Genomic DNA, 18,900 nt, shown 5'->3' with positions numbered 1-18,900 from the left:
AAATTATCAATAAAACAAGAGACAAACTATTTTTTTAGCATTTGAACTCTCCAAAAATAGTTTGTCTACAGTCTGAAAGCACTTCATTTGAAGAGCTTTTTTTATATTCGCTTCATCGAAATCGTTTCACGTATACTTTGTAAATTTTTTAGCGTTTCCTCTTGTCGCTGCAACGACAACCCTACATACAAAGTATCTAATAAGCTTAACTGTGCTAATCGTGATGAACTTGCTTCTGTGCGGAACTCAGTCTCACGTGTTGATGTATATAACGTAATATCAGCAAGTTGACTTAATGCTGATTTCTTATAGCTCGTAATCGCAATAATTTTGGCCCCTCTTGCTTTCGCTACTTCTAACGCTTCAAGTAACCCTTTATTGCTACCAGAATGAGAAATGCCAATAACAACTGAATTTTCCGAGAGTAAACCTGCTCCCATAATTTGAAAATGCGAATCAGTATGAGCGATACAAGAAATACCCGTTCTCATAAACTTATGATACGCATCCATCGCAATAATACCAGAGCCACCATTTCCATAAAACTCAATTCGACTTGCTTCTTGCAAAGCTCGTACAGCCTGCTCAAGTGCTGTTTCATTTAGCAAATGTAAAGTATCTTGCAGTCCTGTAATATGCGAATGAAAAACTTTTTTAGCAACAGTTACCATACTATCTTCTGCTGATACCTCTTCATGAATATTTTGCATCGGTGTATGTACAATTTCACGAGCTAATGTAATCTTTAAATCTTGAAAACCTTGCAAACCAAGGTGTTTACATAAGCGGAATATCGTCGCTTCGGAACTACTCGTAACTTCAGCTAATTCTGTAATAGATTTATGTACAACATCTTGTGGATGTTTCAAAATATGTTCGGCAATACTTCGCAATTTCGGTGATAAACCATTCAACGAAGCCTGAATCTTTCCAATCCCACTCCTTGTACCAGGCATAGCATATCCTCCTCTTCTATCGTAGCTTTATCCTGTAAAAACCGATTAGTTTAACTTTATTGTACCTAATTATTGAAAGAAGAAAAACCTATATTAGGGATTACTATAGATTTTAATTGCTCCTATGTATTCTGTCATACGATGTAACAGAATTATTCATACTTATGAATAATTCTCCCCATGTTTCACTGCGTATAATGCGGCTTGCGTACGATCATCCACTTCCAATTTAGCTAAAACGTTTGAAACGTGTGTTTTTACAGTTTGTTCTGTAATATGAAGTTCTGCTGCAATCTCCTTGTTGCTTCTTCCTTTCGCAATTTCGCGAAGTACCTCTTGCTCTCTTTTCGTTAACATTGAAAAAGGATTTTCTATTTCCTTCTTTACTGCGGTACGCCCCATTAATGCAGGTGTTACTTTCGGGTGAAAATTCGCATTTCCTTGATGTACTGCAATAATAGAAGCGACAAGTTGCTCAGGTTGTACTTCTTTTAATTGATAACCATCTGCTCCAGCTTCAAGTGCTGGTATAACATAATCTTGCTCTGAAAAACTACTTAATATAAGTACCTTTATCGTCTCATCGTATTGCTTTAGACATTTTGTTGCCTCAATTCCATCCATTTTCGGCATCGATACATCCATTAGTACGACATCCGGTCTTTCTTTTTGCACGAAATGTAATGCCTCTTCGCCATTTTCCGCTTCCCCAATAATTTCAAATTCTTCTCTCGTTTTCAAAAAGAATACAAGTCCTCTTCGAACGATATGATGATCCTCAACTAGTAGCAATTTAATCTTCAATCTTATTCTCCCCTTCAAATCGGCAATTGAATTTCTATTTTTGTACCCTTTCTCAGCTCTGTTATAATTTGAAACGACCCCTTCATTAACTGAATACGTTCCTTCATACTTTTCAGGCCAAGTGCTGACTCCCTTACTTGCTCTTGTATAAATCCTATTCCATTATCTTCTATGTAAAAATGTAACTGGTTATTTTCTATTTTCAAAAGAACATATACCTTTTCACACGAAGCATGCTTTTTACAATTATGTAGCGCCTCTTGGCTAATACGCCATAAAACTTCTTCTATTTCATCCCCAATTGAAACCATCCCATCAATTCGAACTTCCACTTGAACTCCTAATAACTTCCCGTAATTTTGAATTGCTTCTGCTAACCCTTTCTCTAATCCTTCAGGTCTTAATTGCCAAATTAATAGAGTCATCTCTTGTAATGCTTCTTGTGATAATTCTCCAATATAACTTAACATCTCTTGCAATTCTCTATCTTGCGTCATATTCAGAGTACCTTTCGCTGTTAGCATAATAGAAAATAACAATTGTTTTACTGAATCATGCAAATCACGTGCAAGTCGATTTCTTTCCGCTACCACTACATATTTACGTTCTTTCTCAACTAACTGAATACGTTGTATTGTCGTTCCAATTTGAAATGCAATTGATTCTAATAATGCTAACTCTTCCTCTGAAAAATGAGTCTTATGAGGCGCAGCCACATTTAGTAGACCAAATTTTTCTGATCCAGACCTAAGCGGAATTGTCGCATGATGTGTAACATCTTCTGTCTCTCCCCAATTACATTCAATTGCATCTTCTATTCGCTTACATTCAATAATATTAGTCGCTTTTTCTAATCTCCCATTCACAAAACGTTCTACACACCAACAGTTTCCTTCACACATCGGCTTCTTCTCTTGCCACGTAAGAGCCTCTGGTAAATTTTCGTCTACAAGCATGCTATGCTTTCCACTTTCATCAATAAAGAATATCCACCCTGTTTGTAAATTCATTACTTGTAACAATGTATGCAACACTTTTTCTAACATATCCTGCAAGTTTGTTGCTTCATTTAATAATTCAGCAATTTCTTTTAATGCTTCTAAACGATGCATCTCTTTTTCTTCAAAGTTCATTCTCATCACCAACTACAATTATAACATTAAGAAATTTCTAAATTCTATAAATAAAAAAGAACCAAATCTCTTCAGCCCTTTCTTTATATCAATCATTTTATTATTGTTATTCTATCCAATGTTGGAATCAGAATTTTTGTTAACAAACGATTCTACTTTAGCTGTCCGATAAAGATTTTCCACCATGGATATGCTGTAAATTTTCAGTAGTAACAACCATATTCGCTGCTGGCATTTGCACTTGATTCTTATGAAACATAGACATTAATTCAAATCTTACTTGTCTAGAAGTTTCAAAATAATCTTCTGGCTTTATTAAACCTGTAATACAAAATTCATAGCCAACATATTTCAAGTTAGGATTTAAGTCTGTAACACCGACGTATTTAAATGGTTCAACAGCGTCATCCTCTACTCTATAAAGAGTTTGATCCAATTTTTCATTGCATATAACACATACTTCTTCTAACAATTCCTTCACTCTTGTTGGATCTTCCTGATAACTTACCGTGATGCGTTCAATTACACGCATCCATCCTTTATTAAAATTTTGTATCGTTCTAATCTCTCCGTGCGGGATGGTAAGTAGTTTTCCTGACCATTCACGTATTTGCATAAAACGAATACTAATCTCTTCAATAGTTCCTGAATTTGTTCCGTTAAAAGTTACAAAATCACCAACTCGAAACTCTTTGTCCGCTAATCTTGCAAAGCCTAATATTACATCTTTTAGCATCTGTTGTGCTGCAAAACCGATGACAACTCCAGCTATCCCTGCACCTGCAATAATACTTTTTATATCTACAAATTGGCTAATTAAATATATGATAAGACTGATGATAATAATATATCTAAAAATAGATCGAATTACACTTTGAATCGTCTGCTCTACCTCTTCATCAAAAAAGCTTGATTTCCTAAAAAACCAATCAATAATACGGTTTATTACAAACGAAATAATGATTAAAACTAAAGCAAATAGTAAAAATCTTAAAAGTAAAAACTCCCTTACATAATTAAAAAATTCTTCAGTATACGTTAATAAACTCATCCATCCACTTCCTTAACTAATAAAAATTCTATACAAAGCTGCTATATTTTTAAAATTCATTAGACATTCTTCTATAAATATACCCTTTTTCATAACCTAAAGGGAGCTAGCAATTGAATTTTTTTATGACTTCACTTTAAGACTACACAACCCACCCTAATAAAGGGAAATATTTACATGATATCGAATAGTTCATTTGAAAATATTATTACTCACGAGGGTTACAAGCAATGGGATATATTGAAGAACTAAGAGAAGTTGTTGGATCAAGACCGCTTAATTTAGCAGGCGTTGCGGTAGCTGTTTTCAATGAACAAGGACAAATACTACTACAACAAAGGTGAAATGGCATGTGGGGCGTTCCAGGAGGTTTTGTAGAACTTGGTGAATCTATAGAAGCAGCTGGAAGACGAGAAGTACTTGAAGAAACCGGAATCGAAATTGGTACACTTCAGCTAGCAACTGTGTTTTCAGGTAAAGAATGTTTTGTGAAATTACCGAACGGAGATGAATTTTACCCTATAACAATTGCTTACCTTTGCAAAGATATTACAGGTGGCTTGCTAAAAGCTGATGGAGTCGAATCATTACATGTACAATTTTTTAATTTAAATGAGCTACCACAAAATATTAGCCCATTCATAAAAAAATTAATTGAACAAAATGTCGTCTCAGTTTAAACGCAAAAAAGAGACCTTTTTAAAGGCCTCTTTTTCATTTCACTTCTGCATGTAAACAAGATTTAAAATGTCCAAGTGCAAATTCATGCCCTTGCGCATTAAAAGATGCAACTGCCTTTTCATAAACAACAATTTTAAATCCTTTATTATAAGCGTCTACTGCTGTGTGAAGAACACAAATATCAGTACAAACACCTACAAGATGAACTTCTTCTATTCCTCTTTCTCTTAACTTCATTTCTAAGTCGGTTCCTGCAAATGCACTATATCGTGTTTTATCCATGTAATATACATTTTCAGCATTTTTATATGTTTCGTATACATCTTGTAATTCCCCAAACAAATCTCTTCCACTTGTACCAGCTATATTATGGGGTGGGAATAATTTTGACTCTGGATGATATACATCATTTTTTTCATGTTTATCAATCGCAAAGACAACGTAATCTCCATTTTCAATATATTGCGTCGTTATATGTACAATTTCCTTCTCAATTTCTTGACCGGGTTTTCCGCAAGTTAAAGCACCTTTTTCCGCTACAAAATCATATGTATAATCAATATTAATAAGAGCTCGTTTCATAACTACTATCTCTCCTTCTTCTGTTTCACAGTAAACAATAGAAAATTTGTTATTACGACATCGTATGTACTATTCGACATTTCAAATGAAATACCTACATTTTTCTTGTAAAACTTACCTTAATTCGAGTTTATCATAAAGTGAAACTTTAATCATTGGAGAGTTTGTTCATCTCCAATGATTATTAGTTAAACCAATCGGACAGTTGATCTCCCACCTAATCTCCTCACATATACCGATTTTTAAGGCGAGGTCTTACTGCCCATTAATGCGGGATATAATAGATACACAATGGTAAAACAACTAGCTCCTATTACTAAGTCATGAATTTGGTAATTAAACGTAATTTGAATCACCTCTTGTATCGTAAACCAAATTACTGCCATCATTATACTAATCAAGACGATACGAATACACCGATTTACATCTTCAACCTCTTTCTCTGTCATAGTAGTAGCAAGTGATTTCTTCCTATTTAATCGTATTAGAAAACGAAACAAGTTATTTACTCTTGCACACTCTAGTCCAAATAAAAAAGCACACTACTTTTTTGAGTAATGTACTTTTTATTCTTATTAAGACGCAGGCTTTGTCTCAAATGTTGCTTGATTAAAACTAATAACCTTTCCTTTCGGGTCATTGTTTTCATACTGAACTGCAGTAATCGTATGACTACCTGTTTCAAGCGTCTTTTCTTTTAATTGTACTGTTGTCTGCGTTGTACTAGTTACTTGATGTCTATCTGTATACATTTGATCTACAAATATGAAGGTTTCTTTATCACTTTGAAAATTAGAAAGTTCTAATTCAACTTGCTGAATTAAAGTATCCTTTTTAATGAATACAGTCGGTATATTGCCATTTTCAGAAGTACCATCTGGAGTAATAACTTTTACTTTCCCTTCTCCAATTGACATTGCACCTTCAGGAAATACAACCATATTCTCATCACTTGCGTTTACAACTTGTTCTTCCTGTTTTGATTGCGCGTCCTCTTTTTCCTGTGGAGCACCGCAACCTACTAATAACAATACAGACAATCCAGTGATTATGAATTTTTTCAAAATTCATCCCCCCTGTCATTTGATTATAATTTATTATACAAAAATAACTTTTAAATTTTAAGACAACTTTTAAAACTTTTATGAACATATAGAAGCTTGCTCACGATTAATGTATCATACTTTCCTTAATAGAACATTAATTTTTTTTATGAAATAAATAGTAATTCCTTCTTATTTATCATTTTAGCCCAACAAATCGATATAATACCCGCTCAAAAATAAAAAGACATTGATATGTCCAATGTCTTTTCTATGTAGCACTTTAAAAAACAAATGTTGTGATTTCTTCTACTTCTTTTCTTGGAAGTTTTTTTGGCTTATCTTTCGGAAATCCTAGTGAAATAACCATATTTATTTGTTTTTCAGGCTCAATTTGTAAATATTGGCGCAGTTCATCTTGAGCTAGCAATACTGGCCCTGTCATTGGACAAGTACCAAGTCCCTTTGCATGTGCAGCTAACATTAAGTTTTGTGCCGCTAAACAGCTACTCTTAATCCCTTCTTCTTCCCAAACTGAATCTGGAACAAAAGCAATTGGATCAAATATCTTTTCACGGAACTTTGATTCATATGGTGTTGCCAAACATACGATTAATACTGGTGCCTCCGAGAAAGCTGTTGCATATGGTCCGAAAGAACGTGTAAGTAATTTCCCTGCTTTCTCTTCTCCATTTTCTGCTGCTTTTGCCGCAAGTTTATGTAATGCATCCCATGTCATTTGTTCAATTTCTTTGATCTTCTCTCGATTCATGATAACTAAGAATTCCCACGTTTGCGAATTCGTATCACTCGGTGCGTAACGCGCACAATCAATTATTTCTTTTATATCATTAGTAGATACTTCTTGATCTTTAAACTTTCTAACACTTCGTCTTCCGTGAATTACTTCTTTAAAATCTTCATAATTCATATATTAAATCCCCTTTTTACAGCGTTTTCAAAACTTGTCCTATGCTTGAATTATATCATGAAAAAAAGCCGGAAGAATACCAGCTTTTTTCTTCATGATTAATTTGTCACTTTAAACAAACGAATACTCTCTTCATATGCAGCTTGTAATTTTTTCGTAATTGGTCCTCTTTCACCAGCTCCAAACTGTTCATCACCAATTTGAACGACTGGGAATATTTCAAGTGGCGTCGCTGTAAAGAAGCACTCATCAGCTTCATATACTTCTTGTAATGAAAACTCTCGTTCTTCTACTTCGATATGTAACTCTGTCGCTAATGTAATCACGTAGTGACGTGTAATACCATGTAAAATAAAATGATCCGCTGGATGTGTAATTAACTTATTATTTTTCACGATAAAGAAATTGGAATGACACCCTTCAGTCACAATGCCATCCCGTACTAATATTGCTTCTTGATACCCTTGTTCATTTATTTTGTTTTTGATCATGATATTAGGAAGCAAATTTAAAGATTTTATATGGCAAAACTTCCACCTGATGTCCTCTTCTACTGTTACCTTAATCCCTGCCTCCATTGAAGCAACTGGTCTTGGGAACGAAACAAGATTTGCAAAATATGTCGGTTGTAAATCTGATTCATATACATGATTGCGCGGTTGTATACCTCTTGATATTTGTAAATATACATTCCCATCTTCTTGAAATTGATTTTTTTCAATCATTTGATATAACTCTTCTACTAATTCTTCCTTCGTAAATGGTGGAATTAGTTTTATTTCTACCATAGAGTTAAAGAATCGTTCTAAATGTAAATCTAATAAATGAGGCTTGCCATCGTATAGTCTAAATACTTCATAAATACCATCACCAAATTGGAAACCGCGCTCTTCTAATGCGACCATCGGCTGTTCTTCCTTCGTATTAATCATTCTCCCATTAAACAAGATCCAATCTTTATGAGTAGCTTTCATTCTTCCCCACTCCTTTATCACATGATTGATTTTATTGTACAACTTATGCCACCCCGAAAGAAGGAATTTTCTGTATTTTCACAAACAAAAAATACATCACTTCGTAAAAGTGATGTATTTTATCATTTATTTAAGGAAATATTTTTCAATATCATCTAACATAAGGTTCGCAGCTTTAATACCGCCTGCTGTATTCCAGATTACCTCATCTACTTGGAATACTTTATTATTTTTAGAAGCCTGTAGTTGCTTAAAGAGTGGATCTTCTGTCCATTCCTTTGCTAACGAATTTCCTTCATTATTCTTATCTGCATCTTTATCAGACGTGAAATAGAATAAGTAGTCTCCGTCCATATTTGGAATTTGCTCTTTTGTAATTCCTTTTATCGCAAAATCATCTTTATCTTGTAATGGTGGTCGTTTAAACCCAATATCATTTAACACAACTCCCGAGAATGAGTTTTTTTGATAAATACGAACATCACCTGGCACGAAACGAATAATAGAAACTTTAGAATTCAATTTATCGCCTAACTTCTCTTTCATTCCTTCAATACGTTTTTTATAATCATCAAGAGCTTTTTGCCCTTCTTTTTCTCTATTTACAGCTTTTGTATAAAGCGTAAAGTTTTCTTTCCAATCACCGCGTAATGTTTCTGCATAAACAGTTGGTGCGATTTCTTTTAGCTGATCATATATTTTTTCGTGACGCATTTTATTTCCGATAATTAAATCTGGCTTAAGCTTCATTACAGCCTCTAAATTAATATCACGTTCAGTTCCTACAACTTCCGTATTTTTTAACTCTTTCGCTACATGAGGATACCATTCATCACCAGCACGTGGTTTTGTAGTCCCCACTGGAGTTACGCCCACAGCTAGTAGAGCCTCTGCACCTTCATTCGTTAAAACAACAACTTTTTTAGGTGTACCATTTACTGTCGTTTCGCCCATTGCATGCTTTACCGTATATGAATCTTTTGCTTTCGCTGATATTTCATTTTCCTTTTTCTCTTCTTTACTACATCCTGCAATTACAACCATGAGTATCATAATGCAAAACATAATTAGTTTTTTAGTATGTATCATATGTCCTCCCTAGATGAAATCGATTATCATTAACAATTAAAGATTAATGTATCCTACATACATTGTCAATGTATATCAGAAAACTTTTTTAATATATACTGTTTAGATTCTATCCGCTTTTCTAATGTTTCTTTTTAAAACATAGTGCATAAGTATGAAAATAAATGTTGTTATTAAAATGCGTATCTTTGTTATACATAACAAAGATACGCATCCATATTGCATTATCATTTTAATTGCTAATATTGAGTATACTTAATATACGATGGATCATTATATACCCACTGATTTCCACCAAGGTTTAACCAACCATTTTCATTTATATATACTAAATAAGATTCTGGAGAATTTAATTGGCGGATAACTGCAGATGTAGTTGATGGACCACTTCTTAAATTTACATTCATCCCTTGTATATATGCAACCCCAATCGGACTTCCATCACTATTACTTGTCTTTACAAAATTAATGTAAGAAGGATCATTATACACCCATTGTCCATTCCCCAAATCTAACCATCCGTTACTTTCCTGATATACAACGTAAGATTCTGGAGAATTTAATTGACGAATAACTGAGGAAGAAGTTGATGGACCATTTCTTAAATTTACATTTTTCCCAAGGATATAAGCGATTCCCTTCGTTTGAGGTGTCGGTTGTGGGTTAGGAGGTTGTGGATTTGGAGCTACTCCAAAAATAGCCGCTATTCCATTCGCATACGCTTGACTTAGATCTTCAATAAATTGTGGATTTTTTAATAAATTTGCATCAAACGTTGTATCAATAAAGGCAGTCTCAGTTAAAATTGCATCCATTGCGGTTTCTCTTAATACCGCATAATTTTCTTTTTTTGCTCCTCGATCACGAAGACCGTATTTTGTTAATACAGGATTTACTGCTGTATGCATCTTTTGTTGCTTTGCATATGCAGTGCTGCTGTTGGATAACGCATTATAAATATAGCTTTCAAAACCTGTACCCCCGCCGCTATTAATATGAAATGAAATAAAATAATCCGCACCAAAAGCATTGGCAATATTAGCACGTTCCGATAAAGAAATAAACACATCACTATCACGTGTCATTTTAATTGTAATTGGGTAATTTACCGTTAAAATGTCTCGAACGCGTCTAGCAATTTGAAGTGTTAAGTTTTTTTCTACTAAACCATTACCAACAGCACCAGAATCATATCCACCGTGCCCTGCGTCTATAACAAGTTTCATTTTATTGCCCCGCCCCTTTCTTGTAATATGTTTGCATTGCTACTCGTCCTATTTTATGTGAAATGTACAAGTTCTGTTACAATTACAAATAAAAAAAACGCCTTATGTAAGGCGTTTTCTATCATCTTGCTTTAACCAATTTAAAATAAATATATACGATTGATAGTGAGCATAACGTATGCAAAATAAAATAAATAAAAGTATTATTCCAGCACCACTATAAAGTAAACCGAACTTTAAAAAAACATTCACAAGTGGTGGAAAGTTCATTAGATTTTGTAATGTACTAAGCATACAAAACATAATGAAAAAGACAGGGACGTATTGTAATTCATACGGCTTTTTTTTCTTACTCATTCTTTTCCGAATGAGTATATGACATAATTCTGCTACTATAAAGCACCCTCCAATTAATACAAGACCAGAAGTCATCGTCATACATCCACCTGCCTTATATTTATTTTATCGCATAAGTAATCATCGTTATATTTTTTTTACATACTCTTCATCTTCTGAAGTAAAACCAAAACTCTCTATGAAAGACTTCGCCTTTTCTGTTAATTCCTCTTGTAGCACTTTTATTTCTTTCACATTTCTTTGTTTCATCATTTCTTCAAATGTAAAATACGTATTTGCACCATAACCGTAACCTTGGTAATCAAAATGAATAATTAGCTGTGATAAAACAGCTCGTTCCTCTTGAACACTATAATCTATTACACCAATATATGTATCATCAACTTTCACACAGTACTGTACCTTTTTCTCACCTAAACTATGCGATTTAAACATTTCTTTAACAACGCTTTCATTTTCTACGGTAACTTTCTCAAACGTAATCATATGTTGTCCATCCTTTTACTATTATTGTATCAATAATACTTCCTATTTATGAAAAAAACCTTAAGACCGTATGCGATCTTAAGGTTTTTCTAATTAAACTAAGCTATACGCACGTTTTGTTTCTTCATGGAACTTATTCGTATCGTATTTATGCTCAACATAAATTTGGTGCCATACCATAAACGCAAGGACAGTCCAAATTTTACGGCTATAATCGCCTTTATCTGCACAATGTGCTTCCAGTAAGTTTAATACATACTGTTTGTCGATTAAATGCTCTGTTTTACTCTCGTTTATAATATTGATAGCCCAATCATGCATTTCGTCTTTTAACCAGTGACGAATTGGTACTGGGAATCCAAGTTTTTTACGATCTAATACGTGATCTGGAACGATTCCGCGTGCTGCTTCACGTAAAATAGCTTTCGTAGTTCCGTTAGCAATCTTAAATTCAGTTGGAATTTTAGATGCAACATCGAATACTTCTTTATCTAAGAACGGTACACGAAGTTCTAATGAGTTTGCCATTGTCATTTTATCAGCTTTTAATAAAATGTCACCACGTAACCATGTGAACATGTCAATGTACTGCATTTTGCTTACATCATCATAATCTTTAATCTCGTTATACAATGGTTTCGTGATATCCATATAGTTAACACTTTCATTGTAATACTTCATTAATTCAACTTTTTCTTCTTCACGGAAGATTTTCGCGTTTCCATAGTAACGCTCTTCAATTGGCGTACATCCACGCTCTAGGAAGCTCTTACCTTTAAATCCTTCTTTAAGAGCACCACTTAATGCTTTTAGAACGCTCTTACCTGGGCTAGGAATGTAAGAGAACATTTTTAGTGAGTTTGGCTCACGATAAATGTTATAACCACCAAATAGCTCGTCTGCACCTTCACCTGAAAGAACAACTGTTACATGCTTACGTGCTTCTTTTGCAACGAAGTACAATGGTACAGCTGCTGGATCTGCTAAAGGATCATCCATATGCCAAATGATTTTTGGGAACTCATCCATAAACTCTTTCGCTGAAATGAATACGTTATGGTTTTTAACGCCTAATTTCTCAGCAGTTTCTTTGGCAACATCAACTTCACTGAAACCACGTTGTTCAAAACCAATAGAGAATGTTAAAAGATTTGGATTCATTTCTCTTGCGATAGAAGCGATAATAGATGAATCGATACCACCAGATAAGAATGAACCTACTGGTACATCACTGCGCATATGCACTTTTACTGAATCGTATAACACATCACGAATTGCTTGGATATGCTCCTCTTTCGTTGCGCTTGAAGCATTGAAATAAGGTTTCCAGTAGCGATGGATCTCCATCTCTTTACCGATTTCTTTTACGAAATAATGACCAGGCTCGATTTTATTAACATCAATTGTTAATGTTTCTGGCTCTGGACCATATTGGTACGTAAAGTAATGTTGTAGTGACGTTGGATTAACTCCTTTATCTTCCATCACATGCATAATACTTTTCTTCTCAGATGCGAAGAATGTAGTATCACCTTGTTGTGCGACGTATAAAGGTTTAATACCGAAGTGGTCACGTGCACCGAAAAGTTTCTTCTCTTCACGATCCCAAATCATAAATGCAAACATACCACGAAGATAGTCTACACATTTTTCTTTCATATGTGCATACAATGCAATGATAACTTCTGTATCAGATTGTGTTGCAAACGTTGCACCTTTTTCAAGTAACATTTCACGTAATTCTACATAGTTGTAAATTTCACCATTAAAAATAATTACATATCGATCATTTTCATAAGTTAGCGGCTGATGTCCTGCCTCTAAGTCAATGATACTTAAACGGCGGAAGCCAAATTGTACATGTTCATCACGAAAATATCCTTCGTCATCTGGACCACGGTGGAAAATCATCGTGTTCATATTTTCAAATTGATGTTTTTCTGTTTCTGAAAACTCTCTAGGGTTTTCACATAAACATCCTACAAAACCACACATACTTCTTACCCTCTTTCGGTTTTCATTCTGTTTCTATACTACTATATCAACCCTATTTATACTAGCATAATCAACTGAATATGGCGACCAAAAACTATAAAAAAATCACTCCATTTCACATTTTTAACAATTTTTTATGAAAACATGAAAACTAGGCACTCACCTTTCTCCGCTTTTGTCATATGATATTGCAAATTGATTTCTAGGAGGGAATACCATGAGTGAAGAAAAAAAAGATTCTTCTCGCCCACCGGTTCGTAATTACTTAAAGCAAATTGATGATTTCTTCGAGCAAACACCTCTTCGCAATGTAATCGCTGATTTAAATCATTTTTTCCAAAAAGGAAACCGTTTATTAACATTCCCTGTAGATTTATATGAAGTTGGTGAAGAACTCGTTGTTACAGCTGAACTACCAGGTATACAAAAAGAGCAAATTCAAATTGAAATACAAAGTGAATACTTAAAAGTCTCTGTAAAAGAAGAGATACTCGAAGAAGAAGAAGAAACATCCCATAACTATTATCGCCGGGAACGTTCCATTTCAGAAGCATCAAGATTGATTAAGTTGCCGTATTCAATTAATAAAAAAGCAGCAAAAGCTTCTTATCAAAACGGCGTATTAGAAATTCGGGCGCCGAAACTTCCCCAACAACATGACATTTTATCCATAGACTAATGCAAAAAAATAAGGGTGCTATGCACCCTTATTTTTAATCCACTAATCGCTTCATATCACGTATAATGTCTTCGTATGGCGTATTACTAATGCCACTATACTTTTTCATTACTTTTCCGTTTTGATCAATTAAATAAAATGATGTACCATGCATGACCTGACCATTCTCCGGCTTATCTACAAGTGATTGGAAATTATCTTTTGAAAACTTCGTGATATCTTCTAACGAATATCCCGTTAATAAATTCCAGTTACTAGTATCCTCTGTAAACTTTTGAATAAAAGCTTTCAGATTTTCTGGTTTATCAAGGTCTGGATCTACACTAAATGAAACAAACTGAACGTCTATCTTCTCTTCTTTTGCCATATTTTGCAGCTTGGCCATATTTGCAGTCATTGGTGGACAAACTGTTTGACAATTTGTGAACATAAAATCTGCAACCCAAACTTTCCCTTTTAAATCTTTTGTACCAAATTGCTTTCCATCTTGATTTGTAAATTGGAAAGTTTCTAAATCCCAATTTAATGGTTTACGAAGCTTTGAACCTGATTCACTACATCCAGCAAGTACAAAGAGACAAAATACAACCATAAGACCAATTATTTTTTGATAACGCTTCATTTATAAACCTCTTTTCTCTATCCTAAATTTAAATAGGTTATGTTTATAATAACAAAAGTTAACACTACGAGAAAATTGTTTACTACATTTGTTCACGAAATCGTACGAATTTACGTATGTTACTTCTTTATTTCAAGCGAATTACTAGACAAAATATATTTTTTTACTATTATTTCTATAAATAGAATTGATAAAACTAATTTTATTGTTACTTTTGTAAATATCTCTCCCTATTTTTTAACAATTCCTTAAACATTAATCCATGTTTTACACTGTATTCCTTAACAACATTTCGGTACAATACAAATACAACGATTGTAAATGAGGTGATGTTCATGGCAAAGCGCTATGAAAATATGGATAATGTTAGTACAAAAAAATCAATTCGCTCTTTTTTACGCTGGCGTAAAGAACGAAAGCAAAACAAAAAGGATTTTTCTTTCTTAGTAGAACAATCACCCGTTAAACAAAGTGCATTTTTGCAAAGTAATGTTGAAAAAACGACTATCACGTGGATTGGGCATTCTACTTTTCTTATCCAAACGAATGGACTTAATATATTAACAGATCCAGTATGGGCCAATAAATTAAAGCTAGTTCCAAGACTTACAGAACCTGGACTTTCTATAGAAGCACTACCTAAAATTGATATTGTCCTTATTTCACATGGTCATTATGATCATTTAGATTTTTCAACTCTTCGTCAGTTGAATGATGATGTTCTATATCTTGTACCTATTGGATTAAAAAAATTATTTACTCGTAAGAAATTTAAACATGTAGAAGAGTATAAATGGTGGGAAAGTACGATAATTAATGAAGTTTCTTTTCACTTCGTACCTGCTCAGCACTGGACGAGAAGATTCTTATTTGATATGAATACGTCTCTCTGGGGCGGATGGATTATTGATAATGAAACGACTATGGAAACCATATATTTTTGTGGCGACAGTGGCTATTTCCAAGGTTTCAAAGAAATTGGTGAACGCTTTTTAATTGATATTGCTCTTATGCCCATTGGCGCTTATGAACCAGAATGGTTTATGAAAGTATCTCATGTTTCACCTGAAGAAGCTGTGCAAGCTTATTTAGATTTAAACGCTACGCATTTTATACCGATGCATTACGGAGCTTTTGCACTCGCCGATGAAACACCTCGTGAAGCAATAACTAGACTTCGAAATAATTGGAATTTGCGCATGTTACCATGGGAACAACTGCATGTACTCTTTTTAGGCCAAACTTTTATTTATAGTAACGCAACAAATGATAAGCAAGTAAATGAAAAAATTGAAACTTTACATGTGTAACGTAACGACTGATTTTCTATATCCAACATATAATATAGAAAATCCTATAATGAAACTTTAATCAGTGGGAGTTTCTTTATCCCCACTGATTATTAACCTTCACCAATCGGGCTTTTACGGACAGCCCGCCACCTAACCTCTTTGCTCCAGCTAAATTTTGAGGTGGGAGTTTTACTGTCCGCAAATAGCAGGATAAAGGGTGTTATCTATGAATGAATATTTACAGACTCGCTATATCATTAGCGGTAGTGCCTGTATAGCTCTGCTTATTTCTTACTTTCTATTTACATAAAAAAGCTACTTGAAATATATTTTCAAGTAGCTTTTTTATTACTCTGCTAAATACATAAATCCGATTGCACCTGGACCTGTATGAGTACTAATTATAGGCGTTGTATAGAAAATTTCTGATTGAGCAAACCCACTCACTTTTTCAACCGCCACTTTCATACTTTCAGCTAAAGGAATTGCTTTCGCATGCGGAATTGCAACAGCCTTTACAACTTTTCCAGCTGTATCTTGCTCAAATAACTTAGCTAATGTTTTTACAATTTGGCCTTGGCTACGAACTTTCGTTACAGGATTATAAACACCATCTTCAAGACTAGCAATTGGCTTTATATTAAGCAGCGAACCGATAAACGCCTTTCCTTTACCGATACGTCCACCCTTCACTAAGTTTTCTAATGTATCTACTACTACATATAAACGAGTATTCTTTCTTACTTCATCTACACGTTTTAAAATTTCTTCTAGTGAGCGTCCTTCATTTGCCATTTTTGCAGCTTCAATCACTTGATATGCTAAAGCATGTGTAATAAATTGAGAATCAACAACTGTTACTTTTGTATCGGTCATTGATGCAGCACTATTTGCAGTTGCTACAGTACCACTCATTCCACTTGTCATATGAATGGAAAGTACTTCACTTCCATCTTCACCTAACTTGTCGTACATTTCTACAAATGTACCCATTGCAGGTTGTGATGTTTTTGGTAGTTCCTCTGATTTAATCATTTCTTCAATAAATTCATCTGGTTGTAGATCAACGCGATCTAAATATGTTTGTCCATTTACAGAGATTGATAATGGTAGAACATGAATGTCATACTTCTCGATTACCTCTTGTGATAAATCTGCCGTTGAATCTGTTACAATTTTAATTTTTTGCATATTATATTCTTCCCTTTCCAATACGCTCTCCTTGTTATTATACTAGTATTCCCACTGCTTTCAACAATTTGGAACGAAATTTCATCAAATTAATTATATTTTTATATCTAAAATGAAAAAGACAGAGCTCCTAACCCTGTCTCTACTCTATATCATGCATTTTTTTCAAGAGTATTTGTTTTATATACATTTAAATAATCATTCCACTTCAAACAATTTTGTAAATATTCACGGAAAGAATATGAAAATCTTGGATGTTTTTGTTTTTGAATTTTTGCAATAAATAATTGAAGACGAGACTGAATTAGAAACGATAATGGATGCTGTGCCTGTAGGACAGGGATTTCGAATATTTTAATACAATCCCCTGTTGAATGAGTGAAATAAAAACTTTTCGTAATCACAATATCAATCCTCTTTTTCATTGGATTTTTGAACTTCCTCTACTTTGCGCTGTAAGACGTTGTTTAAAGTGGAGTAAAATCAGACTTATATGATTTCTGTAGTCCTTATGGCTAGAAGATTTATACTCTATTCATCTCCACCTAATCCATCTTCCCGTCCTAAATATCTCTGAGACGGGAATCTCATTATCCATCAATTGTTTAATACATTTAGTATAAGCTTATAAAAGCGCAAAGTTTGTCTAAATTTTGGAGATTCTATAATTTTTTTCTTCTATATATTGTATACGTTTATAGCTATAGTATAACAAATAAATAAAAAAGTGCCTTTATAACGAGGCACTTTTCGACTGCATTTCTTCTCTTTTCTTTTTCCTCTTACTTACAACCTTTGATAAAGCAATACTTACTTCATAAATACAAATAAGCGGCACCGCAACTAAACTATGAGATAAAAAGTCAGGCGGTGATATACAAGATGCAATGATAATTAATGCTACGTAAGCATACCTTCTTATTTTTATTAAAAATTCCGCCGTAAGTATTCCAATACTAGTTAAAAACATTACAACGACTGGCAATTCAAAAATCACAGCAAATGGAACTGTTAAATTAAGTACAAAATGAAAATACTTTTCTGTCGTAAACATCGTATTAAACATTTCATTACCTATCGTAGTTAAAAAGTGAAATAGAAACGGCATTACAATAAAGTATCCAAAACATAAACCTGCGATAAATAATATAGACAATACCGGTATATACATTATTGTCATCTTTTGTTCATTTGGATGTAAACCCGGTTTTACAAATAACCAAATTTGTATAGCAGCAAAAGGAATTGTACAAACGATAGCAAATACTGTAGCAATCGAGAAAAAAATCCACAATACATCACTTGGACCGAGAACAGTTAATTTCATTGGTAAATCTTTTACAAGCCAAAAATAAATATCCTTTGTAAAAGTAAATCCAATAATTAAAAATAGTACAAAGGATAACACTGTATATATTACTCTTTTTCGAAGTTCAACAATATGTTCTACTACGCTCATTTCCCGATCTTCCATCTCGTTCACCACACTTTATTTATCCATTACAAGGAAAATACATTACAGTTTTTCTTTCTTTTCCTTTTCTTGAAATGCGTCATCTGTCAATTCTTTCGTTGATTTTTTAAACTCTTTTAACGTTTCCCCTAAAGCCTTCCCGATTTCCGGCAATTTTTTAGGTCCAAATAAAATGAGTACTGCTACTAAAATTAAAATTAACCCTGGAAAGCCAATATTTGAAAACATTTCCCCATCCCCTTTATTAGTAGTTTCCTTGTCCTACTATTACATAATTTTATTTTGTCAAAAAAGTTTGAAAACGTCAACAAATCCATTGCCTTTTGTCAAAAAA

At 33.6% G+C, this 18,900-nt stretch carries 21 protein-coding genes and 1 pseudogene; 3 read left to right on the top strand and 19 right to left on the bottom strand.

Features of this window, described 5'->3' with window-relative positions; genetic code table 11:
* Window positions 1-101: 101 nt before the first annotated feature.
* From IBT51_RS20985 to IBT51_RS20970, 4 genes are all read right to left on the bottom strand, one after another.
* Window positions 102-956: a MurR/RpiR family transcriptional regulator gene (locus tag IBT51_RS20985; RefSeq protein WP_001119652.1), complete on the bottom strand. Its 855-nt coding sequence runs from the start codon at window positions 954-956 to the stop codon at window positions 102-104.
* Window positions 957-1,118: 162 nt separating this feature from the next.
* On the bottom strand, window positions 1,119-1,760 hold the full coding sequence (casR, locus tag IBT51_RS20980; protein WP_069355528.1) for a two-component system response regulator CasR: 642 nt from the start codon (window positions 1,758-1,760) through the stop codon (window positions 1,119-1,121).
* A 14-nt stretch (window positions 1,761-1,774) separates the two neighbouring features.
* Window positions 1,775-2,893 (bottom strand): two-component system sensor histidine kinase CasK, encoded by a 1,119-nt coding sequence (gene casK, locus IBT51_RS20975; RefSeq protein ID WP_069355527.1) that lies wholly within the window; start codon window positions 2,891-2,893, stop codon window positions 1,775-1,777.
* 157 nt (window positions 2,894-3,050) lie between these two features.
* On the bottom strand, window positions 3,051-3,944 hold the full coding sequence (locus tag IBT51_RS20970; RefSeq protein WP_069355526.1) for a mechanosensitive ion channel family protein: 894 nt from the start codon (window positions 3,942-3,944) through the stop codon (window positions 3,051-3,053).
* Window positions 3,945-4,174: 230 nt separating this feature from the next.
* Between IBT51_RS20970 and IBT51_RS20965 the strand changes: the two are divergent.
* A pseudogene (locus IBT51_RS20965) lies at window positions 4,175-4,624 on the top strand (NUDIX hydrolase).
* Window positions 4,625-4,658: 34 nt separating this feature from the next.
* Here the strand turns inward: IBT51_RS20965 and IBT51_RS20960 are convergent.
* The 10 genes from IBT51_RS20960 to asnB all read right to left on the bottom strand — a co-directional run bounded on the left by IBT51_RS20960 (window position 4,659) and on the right by asnB (window position 13,308).
* Entirely contained in the window at window positions 4,659-5,207 is a 549-nt protein-coding gene (locus tag IBT51_RS20960; protein WP_000816771.1) for a cysteine hydrolase family protein, read from the bottom strand.
* A 242-nt stretch (window positions 5,208-5,449) separates the two neighbouring features.
* Window positions 5,450-5,656 (bottom strand): hypothetical protein, encoded by a 207-nt coding sequence (locus tag IBT51_RS20955; protein ID WP_015406474.1) that lies wholly within the window; start codon window positions 5,654-5,656, stop codon window positions 5,450-5,452.
* Window positions 5,657-5,782: 126 nt separating this feature from the next.
* Window positions 5,783-6,271 carry a putative periplasmic lipoprotein gene (locus IBT51_RS20950; RefSeq protein WP_000713495.1) on the bottom strand — a complete coding sequence of 163 codons (489 nt, stop codon included), beginning with the start codon at window positions 6,269-6,271 and terminating at the stop codon, window positions 5,783-5,785.
* Between the two features lie 262 nt (window positions 6,272-6,533).
* Complete coding sequence (locus tag IBT51_RS20945) at window positions 6,534-7,181, bottom strand: nitroreductase family protein (RefSeq protein ID WP_001105280.1); 648 nt, start codon at window positions 7,179-7,181, stop codon at window positions 6,534-6,536.
* A 98-nt stretch (window positions 7,182-7,279) separates the two neighbouring features.
* A complete protein-coding gene (dat, locus tag IBT51_RS20940; protein ID WP_200458586.1) occupies window positions 7,280-8,155 on the bottom strand; it encodes a D-amino-acid transaminase in 876 nt (291 codons plus the stop codon).
* Between the two features lie 126 nt (window positions 8,156-8,281).
* Window positions 8,282-9,244, bottom strand: coding sequence for an ABC transporter substrate-binding protein (locus IBT51_RS20935; protein ID WP_200458587.1), 963 nt, complete (start codon window positions 9,242-9,244; stop codon window positions 8,282-8,284).
* A gap of 239 nt (window positions 9,245-9,483) precedes the next feature.
* Window positions 9,484-10,470, bottom strand: a complete 987-nt coding sequence (locus IBT51_RS20930) for an N-acetylmuramoyl-L-alanine amidase (RefSeq protein ID WP_000779885.1) — start codon at window positions 10,468-10,470, stop codon at window positions 9,484-9,486.
* Between the two features lie 102 nt (window positions 10,471-10,572).
* The gene (locus IBT51_RS20925; RefSeq protein WP_043924652.1) at window positions 10,573-10,902 is read right to left on the bottom strand and encodes a hypothetical protein; all 330 of its coding nucleotides are present in this window, start codon (window positions 10,900-10,902) and stop codon (window positions 10,573-10,575) included.
* Between the two features lie 51 nt (window positions 10,903-10,953).
* Window positions 10,954-11,313: a GNAT family N-acetyltransferase gene (locus IBT51_RS20920; RefSeq protein WP_000627519.1), complete on the bottom strand. Its 360-nt coding sequence runs from the start codon at window positions 11,311-11,313 to the stop codon at window positions 10,954-10,956.
* A 93-nt stretch (window positions 11,314-11,406) separates the two neighbouring features.
* Window positions 11,407-13,308 carry an asparagine synthase (glutamine-hydrolyzing) gene (asnB, locus tag IBT51_RS20915; protein ID WP_000333826.1) on the bottom strand — a complete coding sequence of 634 codons (1,902 nt, stop codon included), beginning with the start codon at window positions 13,306-13,308 and terminating at the stop codon, window positions 11,407-11,409.
* A 217-nt stretch (window positions 13,309-13,525) separates the two neighbouring features.
* Between asnB and IBT51_RS20910 the strand changes: the two genes are divergently transcribed.
* Window positions 13,526-13,987 (top strand): Hsp20/alpha crystallin family protein, encoded by a 462-nt coding sequence (locus IBT51_RS20910; RefSeq protein WP_001288086.1) that lies wholly within the window; start codon window positions 13,526-13,528, stop codon window positions 13,985-13,987.
* A gap of 34 nt (window positions 13,988-14,021) precedes the next feature.
* Here the strand turns inward: IBT51_RS20910 and IBT51_RS20905 are convergent, their stop codons facing one another.
* Window positions 14,022-14,609 (bottom strand): SCO family protein, encoded by a 588-nt coding sequence (locus IBT51_RS20905; RefSeq protein WP_200458588.1) that lies wholly within the window; start codon window positions 14,607-14,609, stop codon window positions 14,022-14,024.
* A gap of 335 nt (window positions 14,610-14,944) precedes the next feature.
* Here IBT51_RS20905 and IBT51_RS20900 point away from each other — a divergent pair, with 335 nt between their 5' ends.
* Entirely contained in the window at window positions 14,945-15,919 is a 975-nt protein-coding gene (locus IBT51_RS20900; RefSeq protein ID WP_200458589.1) for an MBL fold metallo-hydrolase, read from the top strand.
* Between the two features lie 330 nt (window positions 15,920-16,249).
* On the opposite strand, the gene IBT51_RS20895 is transcribed toward IBT51_RS20900, so the two are convergent.
* The 4 genes from IBT51_RS20895 to IBT51_RS20880 form a co-directional block, all read right to left on the bottom strand.
* Complete coding sequence (locus IBT51_RS20895) at window positions 16,250-17,092, bottom strand: DegV family protein (protein ID WP_069356630.1); 843 nt, start codon at window positions 17,090-17,092, stop codon at window positions 16,250-16,252.
* A gap of 152 nt (window positions 17,093-17,244) precedes the next feature.
* The gene (locus IBT51_RS20890; protein ID WP_000629012.1) at window positions 17,245-17,496 is read right to left on the bottom strand and encodes a DUF2535 family protein; all 252 of its coding nucleotides are present in this window, start codon (window positions 17,494-17,496) and stop codon (window positions 17,245-17,247) included.
* 329 nt (window positions 17,497-17,825) lie between these two features.
* Window positions 17,826-18,566, bottom strand: coding sequence for a twin-arginine translocase subunit TatC (tatC, locus tag IBT51_RS20885; RefSeq protein WP_000390119.1), 741 nt, complete (start codon window positions 18,564-18,566; stop codon window positions 17,826-17,828).
* A gap of 42 nt (window positions 18,567-18,608) precedes the next feature.
* Entirely contained in the window at window positions 18,609-18,794 is a 186-nt protein-coding gene (locus IBT51_RS20880; RefSeq protein WP_000492442.1) for a twin-arginine translocase TatA/TatE family subunit, read from the bottom strand.
* Between the last annotated feature and the right edge of the window lie 106 nt (window positions 18,795-18,900).

Source organism: Bacillus sp. S71, from assembly GCF_016625265.1.
GTDB classification, from domain to species: domain Bacteria; phylum Bacillota; class Bacilli; order Bacillales; family Bacillaceae_G; genus Bacillus_A; species Bacillus_A cereus.
Note: the sequence above shows the minus strand (reverse complement) of the source record. Positions and strands in the feature narration are given on the sequence as shown.

Bases quoted from the DNA above. Each gene is read 5' to 3' on its own strand.
- IBT51_RS20925 (WP_043924652.1), bottom strand. From the start codon at position 10,902: ATGACTTCTGGTCTTGTATTAATTGGAGGGTGCTTTATAGTAGCAGAA.
- casK (WP_069355527.1), bottom strand. From the start codon at position 2,893: ATGAACTTTGAAGAAAAAGAGATGCATCGTTTAGAAGCATTAAAAGAA.
- IBT51_RS20905 (WP_200458588.1), bottom strand. From the start codon at position 14,609: ATGAAGCGTTATCAAAAAATAATTGGTCTTATGGTTGTATTTTGTCTC.
- tatC (WP_000390119.1), bottom strand. From the start codon at position 18,566: ATGGAAGATCGGGAAATGAGCGTAGTAGAACATATTGTTGAACTTCGA.
- IBT51_RS20910 (WP_001288086.1), top strand. From the start codon at position 13,526: ATGAGTGAAGAAAAAAAAGATTCTTCTCGCCCACCGGTTCGTAATTAC.
- IBT51_RS20970 (WP_069355526.1), bottom strand. From the start codon at position 3,944: ATGAGTTTATTAACGTATACTGAAGAATTTTTTAATTATGTAAGGGAG.
- IBT51_RS20955 (WP_015406474.1), bottom strand. From the start codon at position 5,656: ATGACAGAGAAAGAGGTTGAAGATGTAAATCGGTGTATTCGTATCGTC.
- IBT51_RS20985 (WP_001119652.1), bottom strand. From the start codon at position 956: ATGCCTGGTACAAGGAGTGGGATTGGAAAGATTCAGGCTTCGTTGAAT.
- IBT51_RS20930 (WP_000779885.1), bottom strand. From the start codon at position 10,470: ATGAAACTTGTTATAGACGCAGGGCACGGTGGATATGATTCTGGTGCT.
- IBT51_RS20900 (WP_200458589.1), top strand. From the start codon at position 14,945: ATGGCAAAGCGCTATGAAAATATGGATAATGTTAGTACAAAAAAATCA.
- IBT51_RS20945 (WP_001105280.1), bottom strand. From the start codon at position 7,181: ATGAATTATGAAGATTTTAAAGAAGTAATTCACGGAAGACGAAGTGTT.
- IBT51_RS20960 (WP_000816771.1), bottom strand. From the start codon at position 5,207: ATGAAACGAGCTCTTATTAATATTGATTATACATATGATTTTGTAGCG.
- IBT51_RS20895 (WP_069356630.1), bottom strand. From the start codon at position 17,092: ATGCAAAAAATTAAAATTGTAACAGATTCAACGGCAGATTTATCACAA.
- IBT51_RS20880 (WP_000492442.1), bottom strand. From the start codon at position 18,794: ATGTTTTCAAATATTGGCTTTCCAGGGTTAATTTTAATTTTAGTAGCA.
- asnB (WP_000333826.1), bottom strand. From the start codon at position 13,308: ATGTGTGGTTTTGTAGGATGTTTATGTGAAAACCCTAGAGAGTTTTCA.
- dat (WP_200458586.1), bottom strand. From the start codon at position 8,155: ATGAAAGCTACTCATAAAGATTGGATCTTGTTTAATGGGAGAATGATT.
- IBT51_RS20920 (WP_000627519.1), bottom strand. From the start codon at position 11,313: ATGATTACGTTTGAGAAAGTTACCGTAGAAAATGAAAGCGTTGTTAAA.
- IBT51_RS20935 (WP_200458587.1), bottom strand. From the start codon at position 9,244: ATGATACATACTAAAAAACTAATTATGTTTTGCATTATGATACTCATG.